Source organism: Mesorhizobium sp. M7A.F.Ca.US.007.01.2.1 (assembly GCF_003998165.1).
In the GTDB taxonomy this organism is placed as follows: Bacteria; Pseudomonadota; Alphaproteobacteria; order Rhizobiales; family Rhizobiaceae; genus Mesorhizobium; species Mesorhizobium ciceri.
On record NZ_RZQP01000166.1, the window covers coordinates 1 to 14,184 of the forward strand.

General features: G+C 63.6%; 10 protein-coding genes and 2 pseudogenes. 6 read left to right on the plus strand and 6 right to left on the minus strand.

All coding sequences use genetic code 11. The features are described from left to right. Together EN949_RS24625 and EN949_RS24630 are read left to right on the plus strand one after the other, a co-directional pair. A pseudogene (locus tag EN949_RS24625) lies at window positions 1-2,054 on the plus strand (kinesin); the annotation flags it as partial. A 186-nt stretch (window positions 2,055-2,240) separates the two neighbouring features. Further along, entirely contained in the window at window positions 2,241-2,855 is a 615-nt protein-coding gene (locus EN949_RS24630) for a 3'-5' exonuclease (protein ID WP_063170226.1), read from the plus strand. A gap of 37 nt (window positions 2,856-2,892) precedes the next feature. Here the strand turns inward: EN949_RS24630 and EN949_RS24635 are convergent, their stop codons facing one another. Genes EN949_RS24635 through EN949_RS24650 form a run of 4 tightly spaced genes read right to left on the minus strand, consistent with a single transcriptional unit; the run spans window position 2,893 to window position 6,979 of the window. Further along, entirely contained in the window at window positions 2,893-3,600 is a 708-nt protein-coding gene (locus tag EN949_RS24635; protein ID WP_063167914.1) for an ABC-type transport auxiliary lipoprotein family protein, read from the minus strand. Next, window positions 3,581-4,954: an MlaD family protein gene (locus EN949_RS24640; protein ID WP_024503545.1), complete on the minus strand. Its 1,374-nt coding sequence runs from the start codon at window positions 4,952-4,954 to the stop codon at window positions 3,581-3,583. Before EN949_RS24640 ends, EN949_RS24635 begins: the two co-directional genes overlap by 20 nt. Window positions 4,955-4,968: 14 nt before the next feature. Beyond that, a complete protein-coding gene (locus EN949_RS24645) occupies window positions 4,969-5,790 on the minus strand; it encodes an ABC transporter ATP-binding protein (protein ID WP_127366456.1) in 822 nt (273 codons plus the stop codon). A gap of 1 nt (window position 5,791) precedes the next feature. Next, on the minus strand, window positions 5,792-6,979 hold the full coding sequence (locus tag EN949_RS24650) for an ABC transporter permease (protein ID WP_063167913.1): 1,188 nt from the start codon (window positions 6,977-6,979) through the stop codon (window positions 5,792-5,794). 76 nt (window positions 6,980-7,055) lie between these two features. On the opposite strand from EN949_RS24650, the gene dgcA reads away from it, so the two are divergent. After that, entirely contained in the window at window positions 7,056-8,039 is a 984-nt protein-coding gene (gene dgcA, locus EN949_RS24655; RefSeq protein ID WP_063167912.1) for an N-acetyl-D-Glu racemase DgcA, read from the plus strand. Here the strand turns inward: dgcA and EN949_RS24660 are convergent. Together EN949_RS24660 and EN949_RS24665 are read right to left on the minus strand one after the other, a co-directional pair. Continuing rightward, on the minus strand, window positions 8,010-9,224 hold the full coding sequence (locus tag EN949_RS24660; RefSeq protein ID WP_127371802.1) for an MFS transporter: 1,215 nt from the start codon (window positions 9,222-9,224) through the stop codon (window positions 8,010-8,012). The two genes, dgcA and EN949_RS24660, sit on opposite strands and share 30 nt — an antisense overlap. 124 nt (window positions 9,225-9,348) lie before the next feature. Then, entirely contained in the window at window positions 9,349-10,164 is an 816-nt protein-coding gene (locus EN949_RS24665; RefSeq protein ID WP_013531888.1) for a UDP-2,3-diacylglucosamine diphosphatase, read from the minus strand. A gap of 118 nt (window positions 10,165-10,282) precedes the next feature. Here EN949_RS24665 and EN949_RS24670 point away from each other — a divergent pair, with 118 nt between their 5' ends. The 3 genes and pseudogenes from EN949_RS24670 to EN949_RS24680 form a co-directional block, all read left to right on the plus strand. Then, entirely contained in the window at window positions 10,283-11,062 is a 780-nt protein-coding gene (locus EN949_RS24670; RefSeq protein ID WP_127367134.1) for an SDR family oxidoreductase, read from the plus strand. A gap of 177 nt (window positions 11,063-11,239) precedes the next feature. Beyond that, a complete protein-coding gene (locus EN949_RS24675) occupies window positions 11,240-13,564 on the plus strand; it encodes an NADP-dependent malic enzyme (protein WP_127371457.1) in 2,325 nt (774 codons plus the stop codon). 89 nt (window positions 13,565-13,653) lie between these two features. Next, window positions 13,654-14,184 (plus strand): annotated as a pseudogene (locus tag EN949_RS24680) (hypothetical protein); the annotation flags it as partial.

Here is a 14,184-nt window from a genome sequence, read left to right on the forward strand (position 1 = left end):
GTCTGGTGTCGCGCATCGCCAGCAGCACCACCACGATCGGCGAGCATGCCGAGACGATCGTCGGCGCCTTTGCCGATACCGAGCAACGGGTTGCCGAACGCGCAAGGCGGACCGGCCAGGAAATGGCCGTGCATGCCCGCGAAATCGAGCAGGCGCTTGCCGGCGCCGACGAGCGTCTCGCCTCGAGCGCGGCGGCCGCGGCAGCCCGTGTCGAAGAGCAGGTCTCGGGCGTCGAGAACCGCCTCGCCTTTACGGCCGAGACGATGGGCCAGAAGCTCAACGAGCAGGTGTCGAACGCCGAGGCGCAACTCGTCTCGCGCGCCAATGTGATCGCCGAGACCTTCACCGCGGTTGGCCAGCATATCGGCCAGAGCACCAACGATGCCGCCAAGACGATCGGCGCCAACACCCGCGAACTCAACACCATGCTCGCGGCGCGTTCGGCCGAAATGTCGAAGATCCTCGACGAAACCGCACGGCCTTTGGTCGAGCGCTTCGCCCAGGGCGGCTCGGAACTGCAAAAGAGCATGGAAGAGGTCACAGAACGCGCCACCGAGAAGCTGCGCAGCGAGAATGCCGCACTTGTCGACGCGCTCGCCAACCGCACCGCCGAAACCTTGTCGGCGGTCGAGGGTGCCCGCTCGTCGCTGTCCGACAGCGTCGCCGACCTCATCGGCCGGATGACCAAGTCCAGTTCGCAGCTCGGTCAGCTGATCGAGCAGGCCGCGGTCAATCTCGGCCAGGTCGATGAACGCCTGAGCGGCAGCACGCAAAGCTTCGCCGCCACCACCGAGAAGGCCGCGCAGACCTTTGCCAGCTCGGCACGTCTGGTCGATTCGAACACGACAAGGCTGACGGAACTGTCGTCGTCCACCTTGCGCGAGGTCGCGTCGATTGCCACCAAGTTCGACGAGCACAGCCGCCTGCTGTCCAGTGCTTCGGACCTGTTGAGCTCGGCCCAGAGCAACCTCGAACACACGCTCGAACGGCAGTCGTCGCTCGAAGACCTCGCCGTCGGCCTGGTCAAGAAGTCGGAAGATCTCGAAAGGGTCATGCGCTCGTTCGAAAATCTCGTCGGCCAGACGCTGCAGAACGCCGAAGGCAAGACGATGGAGTCGGCCGACAAGATCCGCAACGCCATCACCGACGTCGTCGACTCGGCAACCAAGCGCTTTGCCGATGCGACCGAGGAGATGCGGCGCACAGCGGGTTCGATCAAGAGCGAGCTCGACCTGACCCGCGCCGAGCTCAAGAAGGGCGTCATCGAAATGCCGGAAGAGGCCAAGGAATCGACTTCGGCCATCCGCCGCGCCGTTTCCGAGCAGATCAACGCCCTGAAGGAGCTTTCGGACATCGTGGCCAAGTCCGGCCGCGGCGGTGAAGGGTCCGAACCACGCAACCTGCGTCCGGCGCCGCAAGCGCCGGCCGCACGCGCTGCCGAGCCGCCGCGCCGAGCACCGGCACCGCAGCCGGACCTGCGCACGCCTCAGGCGCCCTTGGGCGGCCCTGCATTGCGCGGCACGCTCGACCTTGACCGTCCGACCGAGGCGGCACCGCGTCCGCGCGGCGATGCCAACGCCCGCACGCCGCAGGGTGGCTGGGTGCGCGATCTGCTGACCGCGGCATCGAACGATGAGGACCTCAGGTCGGCAGCTCCCCCAGCGACTGCGGAAGCGCCCCGCGCTACGCCTGCCCAGCGATCGCCCCTTCATGTCGTCGAATCGCTGAACTCGCTCTCCGTCGATATCGCGCGGGCCATCGACCACGATGCTTCGATCGAGCTGTGGAACCGCTACCGGCGCGGCGAGCGTGACGTGTTCACAAGGCGGCTCTACACGCTGAAGGGTCAGCAGACGTTCGACGAGATCCGTCGCAAGTATCAGGCCGAGGCCGAGTTCCGCGCCGCCGTCGACCGCTACTGCGACGATTTCGAGAAGCTGCTCAAGGATGTCTCACGCAACGACCGCGACAACATCATGGCGCAGACCTACCTGACGTCGGACACCGGCAAGGTCTACACCATGCTGGCGCATGCGAGCGGCCGCCTGCACTAAGACGGGAATTGAACAGGCGGGCCATGGTCCCGCCTGTGCCTGCTCTAACGTCCGGCACGCGTTGAACCTGCCCGCAACAGGTCTTGCGAGACTATCGATGCCTTCGGAATCCGCCCTAAGTCGATCTCCCGACGGCGCTATAATTCATCCACAGTACCGCTGCCCTAACGCTCGCAGGGTGTGATCGTGAAGACGGCAATCATTTTCGACTGCGAGTTTCTTTGCCTGGAGGGCTCGCAACGCAGATTCTGGTGCGCGGCCCACGATCCCGACCCGGTGATCGCACAGATCGGCGCCGTCAGGCTTGGACTTGAAGGCGACTTCCCCCTGCTCGGAACACACAAGGCCTATATCAAACCGGTCGACCGGTTTGGTCAGAGATACGCCTTGGACCCATTCTTCACCAAACTGACCGGCATCACCGAGGAAGATTTGGAGACAAAAGGGGTGGCACTAGGGGATGCCCTCGCCGACATCGATCGTTTTTCCGAAGGGGCGCGATTCTGGTCCTGGGGCAAGGACGAATTGAACATGATCGCCATCAGCTGCTATGTCGGGGGCATTCAGCCTTCGATCCCGGCCACCCGGTTTGACAACGCCGTCAAGCTGCTGATCGCAGCCGGAATGCCGATCGAGGATCTGGCGAGAACGCCGAGCAACAAGCTTGCGGATTACTACGGCGTCAAGCACCCGCCATTGCAGGGGCACGATGCGCTCGATGACGCGCTGTCCGTGACCTACACCCTGCAGCACCTGATGAAGACCGGAAAGCTCCGGCCGGAGATCTTCGACCACTTGTAGGTAGAGAAGCCTGATGGGATTCCGGCGCGCGTCGCGCTCAGATCACCGAATCCGTCCAGCGCACGATCTGCCCGGCGGCGTCGCCGAACGCCTTGTCGAGTGCGCTGACATAAGCAGGATTGCCGCTGCCCGAGACGGGTGCGGCTGCGGTGAAGCTCTTGGAAGCACGGACCTCGCCGTTGCGATCGTTCAGGATCCGCACGAACAGATCGACCTCGGCATGTTCGCCGCCGTCGACCCGAACCTCGAATGAGCGGATCTCGACGATCACCTGATAGTCGATCGCCAGGCCCTCGCCCGGCTTGCCGACGCCGGCAAAGCTGCCCGATCGCTGGAAGGTCTCGGCCAGCCGCGCCTGCACGATCAGCGGCAGCCGGTCAGCCCATTGCGCGCCCTTGAGATACTGGATCGAACGATCCGACGGCTTGATGACGATGTTCTGGCTGTCCAGCGCCTTGAGCGCCGACGGCTGCGCGATCAGGATCTGGCGGCGGCTGTGGCCATGCGCGTCGACCGACGGCGCCGACAGCTCGAACGTATCGAGCGGCGCGGGCTTGCCGCCCAACGCCGCACAGCCGGCCAGCGTCAAGGCAAGCAGTGCCGCAGCCGATGTCAACCCGCCCGTTTTCACCCACACAGACTTCACGCGCGATCCCCGTTGTCCCCGGATCGTAAGATCGACCCGCTTTCGCGGCTCATGTTTCTGGGGCGCGCCGGCGCCGAAGTCAACGCCGCGCCCTGCCATCGAATTGCCGAACCTCGCCGTCGCCACCCGACAGGATGCGCTGCGGATTGCGGCTGAGGTCGGTTACCGCCTCCTCGATGCGGCTGATCGAACGGCGGCTGTCCTGCACCAGCGCTTCGACGTTCGAAAGCCCCTGGCCCGAGAATCGCGCCAGATTGTCGGTGATGACGCCAAGGCGGGCATTCAGCGTGTCGGCAACCTGCTTGAACGACTTCAGCGTCGCCCTCGCATCCGCCATCACGCCGTCGGCCTGCCCCGACCCGAGCAAGGTATCGACCTTGGCTAGAATGCCATCGACTCGCACCGAGGCATCGTTGAGCCGTTGCGCGAGCTGCTTTGCGTCCTTGATCGTCTGGTCGATGTCGTCGGCCCGGTTGGCGAACTTGTGGGTCACCTCCGCGATGTCGGCGGCGGCCTTGTCGGCGCTCTCGCTGGCCTTTTGGATGTTGGCGAGCGCCGAGCGCACTTGTGCGGGATCGATACCGTCGAGCACGTTGTCGACCTTGGCCAGCGTGCCTTGCGTCCGTTTGGCGAAGTCGTTGACCGACCCCACGGCTGTATCGACGTTCTTGATCACGCCGTCGAGCTGCTTCGACGTCTGCTTGAGGTTACCGGTTACTGCGTCGACATTGGCGACGATGCTCTTGATCTTGTCCTTGTCGACCGCGTTGAGAAGGCCTTCGGCCGCCTTCAGCGTGCCGTCGAGTTTGCCGGAAACGCCTTTCAGCTCATCGGCCAGCGTGCTGGCCGCGGACAGGAACTTGTCGATGCCGTCCGAATTCTTGGCCAGCGCATCGGAGAAGGTCTGGACGTTCTGGACGGTCTGCGTCAGCGGCCCGCGAACGTCCTTGGTGAAGCCTTCGAGCTCGGTCAGCACCTTGTCGGCGCGGGTGAAGATATTCTGCGCCGTCTGCAAGAGGTTGGTCACCGCCGACGGGTTGGCGACGATCTCGGCGACCTTGCCTTCCTTTTCCGCTTGGTCGAGGAGCTTTACCTCCTTGGGATCGGCGCCCTTGAGTTCGATGTTGGCCTGCCCGGTCAGGCCGGCAAGCCCGATATCGGCTTGCGTCGATTTGGTGATCGGCGTCATGCGGTCGATCTCGGTATCGGCGATGGCAACCGTCGGATTGTCGACATCAATATAGACGCGCTTGACGTCGCCGACCTTGACGCCGTTGAACAGCACGAAACTTCCGCGGCCGAGCCCGGAGGCCGAGCCCGGAATGCGCACGCGCAGCAACGTCGTCTCGCCCTTGTCGCCGATCGCCGCCGTCCAGTAGACGAAGGCAAACGCCGCCAGGATCGCGGCCAGCGTGAAGATGCCGACAATGACGTAGTTGGCTCTGGTTTCCATTGTCCCACTTATGGCTATGCGCGCGCCGCAAGATCAAGTTGCCGGGCGCGTTTTCCGCGGAAATAGGATTTTACCCACGGTTCCTCGCTCTTCAGCATGTCGTCGATGGTGCCTTCGACCAGCACTTTCTTCTTGCCGAGCACGGCCACCCGGTCGCAAGCGGTGAACAGCGTGTCGAGGTCATGCGTCACCATGTAGACGGTCAGATCCATCGTATCGCGCAGCTTGACCACCAGCTCGTCGAACTCCGCCGCGCTGATCGGATCGAGACCCGATGTCGGCTCGTCGAGGAAGACGATGTCGGGATCGAGCGCCAGCGCCCGCGCCAGCGCGGCGCGCTTGATCATGCCGCCGGACAGTTCGGATGGGAATTTTTGCGCCGCGTCGGGCGGCAGCCCGACCAGCTCGATCTTGAGCATCGCCAGTTCGTCCATCAGCTTTCGCGGCAGGTCGAGATATTCGCGCATCGGCACCTGGACGTTTTCCAGCACCGTCAGCGCCGAGAACAGGGCGCCGTGCTGGAACAGCACGCCAAGCCGCATGTCGATGCGCAGACGCTCGGCATCATCAGCCTTCTCGATATCGACGCCGAACAGCCTGATCGTGCCCGACTGCTTGCGTGTCAGGCCGAGAATGGTGCGCAGCAGAACGGATTTGCCAGCACCCGAGGCGCCGACAAATCCAAGGATTTCGCCGCGCCTTATGTCGAGCGACAGTCTGTCGAGGATAAGCTTGTCGGCAAAGGAAACGCTGATGTCGTGCGCGGAAAGCACGATATCGCCCTCGCCCGCGTCACCCGCCAATGCACCCGCCCTTTTCCTGTTTCGCAGCTTCATCTCAGAACTCGATCGCTGCGTAGAACATGGCAAAAAGCCCGTCGAGGATGATGACGACGAAGATCGACTTCACCACAGAGGCGGTGACGTGCTGGCCGAGCGATTCGGCGCTGCCGCCGACCTTCATGCCTTCGACCGAGGCAATCGTGCCGATGATCATGGCCATGAACGGCGCCTTGATCAGGCCCGCAAAGATGGTGCTGAGATCGATGGCGACGCGCAGCCGGTCGATGAAGGCGGCGGGCGGGATGTCGGAATAGAGCCAGGCAGCCAGGATGCCGCCGCCGAGTGCGGCGAAATTGGCGATGATGGTCAGGCACGGCAAGGCGATGACCAGCGCCACGAGCCGCGGAAAGACCAGGACGCCGATCGGGTTGAGCCCGATGACCTTCAGCGCGTCGACCTCCTCGCGCATCTTCATCGAGCCGATCTCGGCGGTGATCGCGCTGCCGGAGCGGCCGGCGATCATGATCGCCGTCATCAGCACGCCGAGTTCGCGCAGGATCAGCACGCCGACGAGGTCGACGACGAAGATATCGGCGCCGAAATAGCTGAGCTGATAGGCGCCCTGCTGGGCGACGATGGCGCCGACGATCGCCGACATCAGCACCACCACCGGAATGGCGCCGACGCCCATACGGTCGATCTGGTTGAAAATCGCCGCCGGGTTGACGGCATGGCCACGGCCGAGCTTCATCTGCGCGCCACGGATGGTGGCGCCGAGGATGTTCATCGAGGCCAGAAAATCGTCGCGCATCTCGTAGACCCGGCGGCCAACCGCCTCCAGCGCGCGAATGACGATGTTGGGCGGTCGCACCGGGCCGGATTCGGGTTCGCGCCGCACGGCCTCGCCGACAGCTTCGAGCAGGATCGAAGCGATCTCGCTCTGGCCTTGCATCTGGATTTCGACACCCTTCTTCTCGAAGGCGCTGACCAGCCGGTCGATCAGCCAGGCGCCGGCAGTGTCCATCTTCTCGATCTTGGAAACATCGAGCGCCAAGATTTTGAAGCCGCTTCGCTTTTCGATCTTGCGCATGTCGGCGTCGACGAGTGCAACGGTCCGTGTCGTCCAGATTCCGGAGAAAGCGCAGCCAAGAACGCCGTCCTCCTCGCCGATCGCCACGCGCGGTTCGTGGTCAGCCTCCCCTGCGGTCGTGCCGCTTGCGTCGCGCTTGCCGATGGTCAACATGGCGTCCTGTTTAGCCTGACGGGTCTGACCTGTCGATTTGCCGACAACGCTTGTCGCACAGCAGGAGCAGAAAAATATGGCGCGTGTCATTTCGGTCGAGGCCGAGCGTTTTCCCATCGCCGGAACCTTCACCATTTCGCGCGGTTCCAAGACCGAAGCCGAAGTGATCTCCTGCACGATCAGCGACGGCGGCCATTTCGGCCGCGGCGAATGCGTCCCCTACAAGCGCTATGGCGAGACGATTGAGGGCGTGCGCGAGGCGATCGACGCCATGCGCGGCCGGATCGCCGATGGCATCAGCCGCAGCGCCTTGCTCGATGCCATGCCGGCCGGAGCCGCCCGCAACGCCTTAGACTGCGCCCTATGGGATCTGGAGGCGAAGCTCAGCGGAACATCGGTGGCGGTTGCGATAGGTGCTGTTCCCTTGCAGGCGCTCGAAACCGCCTACACGCTGTCGCTGGGCGAGCCGGAGGCGATGGCGGCGCAGGCCCGCGCCAATGCGGCGCGGCCGCTGCTCAAGGTCAAGATCGGCGGCGACAACGACATTGCCCGCATCCGGGCGGTCAGGCAGGCAGCGCCAGACAGCCGCATCATCCTCGACGCCAATGAGGGCTGGAGCGACGACAACATCGTTGCGAACCTCGCCTTTGCCGCCGAACAAAGCATCGCGCTGATCGAACAGCCGCTGCCGGCCGGTCATGACGAGATCCTGCGCCATATCGCCCATCCGGTGCCGATCTGCGCCGATGAAAGCGTGCACGAGGCTAAGAATCTCGAAGCGCTTGTCGGTCTTTACGATGCCGTCAACATCAAGCTCGACAAGTCGGGGGGCCTGACGGCGGCACTGGTGCTGCGCGATCGCGCCCGCGAACTCGGTTTCGGCGTGATGGTCGGCTGCATGGTCGGCACCTCATTGGCGATGGCGCCAGCGGTGCTGCTTGCCCAGCATGCCGATTTCGTCGACCTCGACGGTCCGCTGCTGCTTGCCCGCGACCGGGTACCGGGCCTTGTCTACCAGGGATCGCTGGTGTCACCGCCCGATACGGCGCTCTGGGGCTGAGCGCGCAGCAAGGCCGATCAGCGCCAGTCCGATCAACGCAATCGGGATCATGGCAAAGAAGCCGTCGACACCGAGACGGTCGTAGAGCGGGCCGGACGCCAGCGTCACCACCGCCATGAAGAAGCCGTTGGAGAAATAGGCAATGCCTTGCGCGGCACCTGTCCGCTCCTCGGAGATCGTTTCGCCGATCATCTTCTGCAGCCCGATCAGCCCCAGCGCCACCGAGACCGAGTGCAGCGACTGGACAGCGAAGAAGCCGGGAATGCCGAGGCCGAGCGGCCAGACCAGCGGAAAGGCGATCCAGCGCACGATGGAGCCGATTCCGGCCATCACCATGACCGACACGACGGAGAACCGGCCGAAAAAGCGGGTGAACATCATGAACATGCAGACTTCCGACACCACGCCCCAAGCCCATAAGAGACCGACTACCGAATCGCCGAGGCCGATCGACTTCCAGTAGATGGAGACGAAACCGTAGAGGAATGCGTGGCTGGCGGTGATGACGCCGACGCCCGTGGAAAAATACAGGAAATACGGGTTGAGAAGCTTCGGCGCTGAATGCTGGATGTCGGTGGCCGACAGCGGCGAGGCGCGCCGCGGACGGCCAAGGCGCGGCGCCAGCAGGCCGGCGGCAAGGGCGGCGGCAAACGCCACCAGAATGATAACCGGAACGGCTTGTGAACCGGTTACCGACAGAATGAAGCCGCCGGCGATATTGGCGAACAAATAGGAGATCGAGCCCCATTTGCGCATGCTTGTGTAGTTCGAACCGAAGCGGCGGACACCCGAAAGAGCCAGCGAATCGGCGATCGGCGAATGCGGCGTCCAGACGATGGTCAGCGCCAGCGAGACCGCCAGCACCATCGCATAGGTGGGTGTCAGGAAATAACCTGCCGACAAAAGCAGCGACGCAGCCATCAGCGCGACATAGACGTCGGCGCGGTCCCTGGCACGGTCGGCCAGCGCGGTCAGCAGCGGCGTCGTCACCACGCGCAGGAACATCGGCGCCGCCAGAATGATCGCGATCTGCTCGGCATGAAAACCCTTGGCCTGCAACCACAGCGGAAAATACGGCAAGTGCGTTCCGAGCGGCACGAAAAGCGTCGCGAAGATCAGGCTCATGCGCAGTTCGAAATGTGGCGGCTTGACGAGTTGTTCGGGCGAGAGCTGCGGCAGGGACATGAATCGATCCAATCGCGCTGTATTCGACCGGAGGGCAACGCGTATCGATCCCTTAACATGGACGAAAACCGGACGAAACCGGTTGGACTAATTGATTGATTCCGAAGTCCGAAAGGACTTCGGACTAGGCCGCCTGCCCTACCCGGTCCTCGATGAGCAGCGGGATAAAGGGCTCGTCCGGCGCCTCGGGCAGCACCTGCGCCCAGGTCAGGATTTCCATGCGGCCGTCAAAATGCTCGACCACAGCCGTACAACTTTCCACCCAGTCGCCGGTGTTAATGTACTGGACATCGCCAAAATTTTCGATGACGGCATGATGGATGTGGCCGCAGATGACGCCATCGACATGCGAACGGCGCGCCTCGTCGGCAAGCATGGTCTGGAACGAGCCGATGAAGTTCACCGCCTTCTTGACGTTGTGCTTGGCCCAGGACGAAAACGACCAATAAGGCAGGCCGAGCAGTTGGCGCAGCCGCGTCACCACGCGGTTGACCAGCATGGCCGCGTCATAGGCGTGGTCACCGAGATAGGCGAGCCAGCGCGCATTGTGGACCACGGTGTCGAACTGGTCGCCATGGATGACGAGCAGCCGCTTGCCGTCGGCGGTCTCGTGGATGGCGCGATCGGCAACGACGATGCCACCGAAATGCACGCCCTGGAACTGGCGGGCGAACTCGTCATGGTTGCCGGCGATGTAGGTGATGTTGGCGCCCTTGCGCGCCTTGCGCAGCAGTTTCTGCACGACGTCATTATGGCTCTGCGGCCAATGCCAGCTCCGCCGCAGCCGCCAGCCATCAACGATGTCACCCACGAGATAGATGATATCGGCATCGTGATATCGAAGGAAATCGATCAGGAACTCGGCCTTGGCCGCCTTCGAGCCCAGATGGACGTCGGAAATGAACATGCTGCGGAAAGTGCGGGGCTCTTGGCCGGACATCGCGATTTCACCGTTGCTTTCGCGAGCCTATGCCCCGATTCATGCAACAACCGTATGACGGTTGCGATTGGTCCAGCCGAAGGACTAGCTTGCCGGCCAAATCACAGGAGAAATCGTCATGGATCTCGGTATCCGCGGAAAGAAGGCCATCGTCTGCGCTTCGAGCAAGGGACTTGGGCGCGGTTGCGCCATGGCGCTGGCGGAAGCCGGCTGCGACGTCGTCGTCAACGGACGCAATGCGGAGCTGGTGGCGAAAACCGCCGCTGAGTTGCGCGAGCGCTATGGCGTCACGGTGACGGAAGTCGTCGGCGACGTCTCGAAGCCGGAGGTGCAGAAGGCGCTGCTCGTGGCTTGCCCCGAGCCGGACATCCTGGTCAACAACAATGGCGGACCGCCGCTTCGCGATTTCCGCACGCTCGATCGCGAAAAGATCCTCGAAGGCGTTACCCAGAACATGGTGACTCCGATCGAGCTCGTGCAGGCCGTGCTGGACGGCATGGCGGCGCGCGGCTTCGGTCGCATCGTCAACATCACCTCGCTGTCGGTCTATGTGCCCATTCCCGGCCTCGACCTGTCGTCCGGCGCGCGTGCCGGCCTGACCTCGTTCCTTGCCGGCGTGGCCAGAACGGTTGTCGACCGCAACGTCACCATCAACAGCCTTCTGCCGGGCAAGCTCGACACCGACCGGCTGCGCGGCCCGCATGAGGGCGGCACAGTCGAAAGCCCTGAGGCCGCAGCCGCGCGCAAGACCCGCATCAGCGCCGATGTTCCGGCCAAGCGGCTCGGCACGCCGGAGGAATTCGGCCAGATCTGCGCCTTCCTGTGCTCGGTCCATGCCGGCTATCTGACCGGGCAGAACATACCGGTCGATGGTGGTCTTTACGTCAGCGCCTTTTGATCAACTTATCCGTGAAACGGTCGGAGACGTCCGTCAGAAAATCGTCATAAGTATTTGATTGTCCAAGGCTTTCTACGCGCCGCCGGGTATTGCCGCCGGCGCGTCAATTAGCGTCGCGAAAAACCACGGGTGCATGCTAAAAGGGAATCTCCAGCCAGATTTCGAGGGAGCGGCCGCATGGAAGGCGAGAGCAAAAAGACGGCACGTTCGGACCTCGACGAAGCCGCCCTCTACTTCCACAAGCACCCAAGGCCGGGAAAGCTCGAGATACAGGCGACCAAGCCGCTCGGCAATCAGCGCGACCTCGCGCTCGCCTATTCCCCCGGCGTCGCCGCCCCCTGCTTGGAAATCCGCGACGATCCGGCGACCGCCGCCGACTACACCGCACGCGCCAATCTGGTCGGTGTCGTCACAAACGGATCGGCCGTGCTCGGCCTCGGCAATATCGGCCCGCTGGCCTCCAAACCGGTCATGGAAGGCAAGGCCGTCCTGTTCAAGAAGTTCGCCGGCATCGATGTCTTCGACATAGAGATCGACGCGCCCGCTATCGAGCGCATGGTCGAGACGATCTCGGCCCTCGAGCCGACCTTCGGCGGCATCAACCTCGAGGACATCAAGGCACCGGAATGCTTCGAGGTCGAGGAACAGCTGAAGGCCCGCATGGGCATACCGGTGTTCCACGACGACCAGCACGGCACCGCCATCATCGTCGCTGCCGCCGTGCTCAACGGGCTGGAGTTCGCCGGCAAGACCATATCGGACATCAAGATCGTCACCTCCGGCGCCGGGGCTGCCGCCCTTGCCTGCCTCAACCTGCTGGTCTCGCTCGGCGCCAAGGTCGAAAACATCTGGGTCACCGACCGTTTCGGCGTCGCCTACAAGGGCCGCACCGATGAGATGGATCGTTGGAAAGACCCCTATGTGAAGGACACCGAGGCGCGCACGCTGGCCGACGTCATTTCGGGCGCCGACGTCTTTCTCGGCCTGTCGGCGGCAGGCGTACTGAACCCGGAACTGCTCCAGCACATGGCGCCGAAGCCGCTGATCCTGGCGCTGGCCAACCCCAATCCGGAGATCATGCCGGAAATAGCGCGTGCAGCGCGTCCGGATGCGATGATCTGCACCGGCCGGTCCGATTTTCCCAATCAGGTCAACAACGTACTGTGTTTTCCTTACATTTTTCGCGGTGCGCTCGACTGCGGCGCCAGCGCCATCAATGAGGAGATGAAGATGGCGGCGGTGCGGGCAATCGCGGCGCTCGCACGCGAGGAACCTTCGGACGTCGCTGCCCGCGCCTATTCCGGCGAGACGCCGATCTTCGGCCCTGAATTCCTGATCCCTTCGCCCTTCGATCCGCGGCTGATCCTGCGCATAGCGCCCGCGGTCGCCAAGGCAGCCTGCGACACCGGCGTCGCAACGCGGCCGATCACCGACTTTGCCGCCTATATCGACAAGCTGAACCGCTTCGTCTTCCGCTCCGGCCTGGTGATGAAGCCGGTGTTCTCGTCCGCCAAGGCATCGAGCGCCAAGCGCGTCATCTATGCCGACGGCGAGGACGAGCGCGTGCTGCGCGCTGCCCAGGTGGTGCTCGAGGAAGGCATCGCCGAGCCGATCCTGATCGGCCGCCCGCACGTCATCGAAGTGCGCCTGAAGCGCTACGGCCTGCGCATCAAGCCCGGCGTCGATTTCGGCCTCATCAACCCGGAAGACGATCCGCGCTACCGCCACTATGTCGACCTTTTGATCGAACACGCCGGCCGGCGTGGCGTGACGACGGAGGCCGCGCGCACCATGGTGCGCACCGACAACACGGTGATCGCAGCACTTGCGCTGAAACGCGGCGATGCCGACGCCATGGTCTGCGGCCTCGAAGGTCGGTTCGAGCGGCATCTGCGCAACGTCACCTTGATCATCGGCCCCCGCGCCGGCATCAAGGACCACGACCTGTCGACGCTTTCAATGCTGATCTCGCAGCGCGGCATCATCTTTCTGACCGACACCCACGTCTCCGTCGACCCGACGGCGGAAGAAATCGCCGAGATGACGGTGCTGGCGGCGGAAGAAATCCAGCGCTTCGGCATCGAGCCGAAGGCAGCACTCTTGTCGCATTCCGATTTCGGCTCGCGCGATTCGCCCAGCGCCCTGAAGATGCGGCAAGCAGCGGCGATCCTGGCGCGCATCGCGCCTGACCTTGAATGCGATGGCGAGATGCATGCGGACACTGCTCTGTCGGAGCACCTGCGCCAGCGCGTCTATCCCCATTCGAGACTGAAGGGCGAAGCCAATTTGCTGGTGTTCCCCAACCTCGATTCGGCCAACATCACGCTGACGGCGCTCAGAACCATGACGGATGCGCTGCATGTCGGGCCGATCCTGCTCGGCACCGACATGCCGGCGCATATATTGACGCCGTCTGTCACCTCGCGCGGCGTCGTCAACATGACGGCGCTTGCCGTGGTCGAAGCCGCCCACAAGGCACAAGCGGTCGTCAATCTGGGCTGAACACGGATTTCGCGGTAAACTGCAGTTAACCGCGAACACGGTAGCCTTGCGGGGCTAACAGTCGGATTTGGAAGGCGGAGTTTGGGCGGATGGCAACCGGAGGGTGGAAGCAGGCGCATGCTGCCGTGCTGCTTAGCCTGCTGTTGTCCGCAACCTGGGGAGTAGCCAAGCCACAGGCTGCTTCGCGGGTCTGCCGCCAGTTGGAAGCCGATCTTGCCGCGTCCTCGCGCGGCGGCGGTGGCGGTCCGGCGCTAGTCCGGAAATACGATTCCGCGATTGCCAGGCAGCATGAGCAGATTTCGAAGGCTCGCAGCCAGGCGAGCCAGGCCGGGTGCGGTTTTTCGCTGTTTGGCCGCAACCTCAATCAATGCGCCGGGCTCAACGCCACCATCGACCGCATGAATGCCAATCTCGACGCCTTGCAAAACAAGCGCGAGCGGCTGGCTGGCGGTGGCTCTCGCCGCGATCGCGGACGCGTCCTGGCGGCGCTCGACGCCAATGGCTGCCGCGACGACACCGTTGCGCCTCGGCGTGCGCCTTTGCAGGAAGCGAACCGCGACGGCGGCAGCGCAAACCTGTTCGATCAGCTCTTCGGCGGCAACAGCAAGCAGCTCAATATG

Excerpts from the sequence above, each read along its gene's own strand:
- EN949_RS24635 (WP_063167914.1), bottom strand. The coding sequence starts at position 3,600 with ATGGCAGGGCGCGGCGTTGACTTCGGCGCCGGCGCGCCCCAGAAACAT.
- EN949_RS24640 (WP_024503545.1), bottom strand. The coding sequence starts at position 4,954 with ATGGAAACCAGAGCCAACTACGTCATTGTCGGCATCTTCACGCTGGCC.
- EN949_RS24645 (WP_127366456.1), bottom strand. The coding sequence starts at position 5,790 with ATGAAGCTGCGAAACAGGAAAAGGGCGGGTGCATTGGCGGGTGACGCG.
- EN949_RS24650 (WP_063167913.1), bottom strand. The coding sequence starts at position 6,979 with ATGTTGACCATCGGCAAGCGCGACGCAAGCGGCACGACCGCAGGGGAG.
- dgcA (WP_063167912.1), top strand. The coding sequence starts at position 7,056 with ATGGCGCGTGTCATTTCGGTCGAGGCCGAGCGTTTTCCCATCGCCGGA.
- EN949_RS24660 (WP_127371802.1), bottom strand. The coding sequence starts at position 9,224 with ATGTCCCTGCCGCAGCTCTCGCCCGAACAACTCGTCAAGCCGCCACAT.
- EN949_RS24665 (WP_013531888.1), bottom strand. The coding sequence starts at position 10,164 with ATGTCCGGCCAAGAGCCCCGCACTTTCCGCAGCATGTTCATTTCCGAC.
- EN949_RS24670 (WP_127367134.1), top strand. The coding sequence starts at position 10,283 with ATGGATCTCGGTATCCGCGGAAAGAAGGCCATCGTCTGCGCTTCGAGC.
- EN949_RS24675 (WP_127371457.1), top strand. The coding sequence starts at position 11,240 with ATGGAAGGCGAGAGCAAAAAGACGGCACGTTCGGACCTCGACGAAGCC.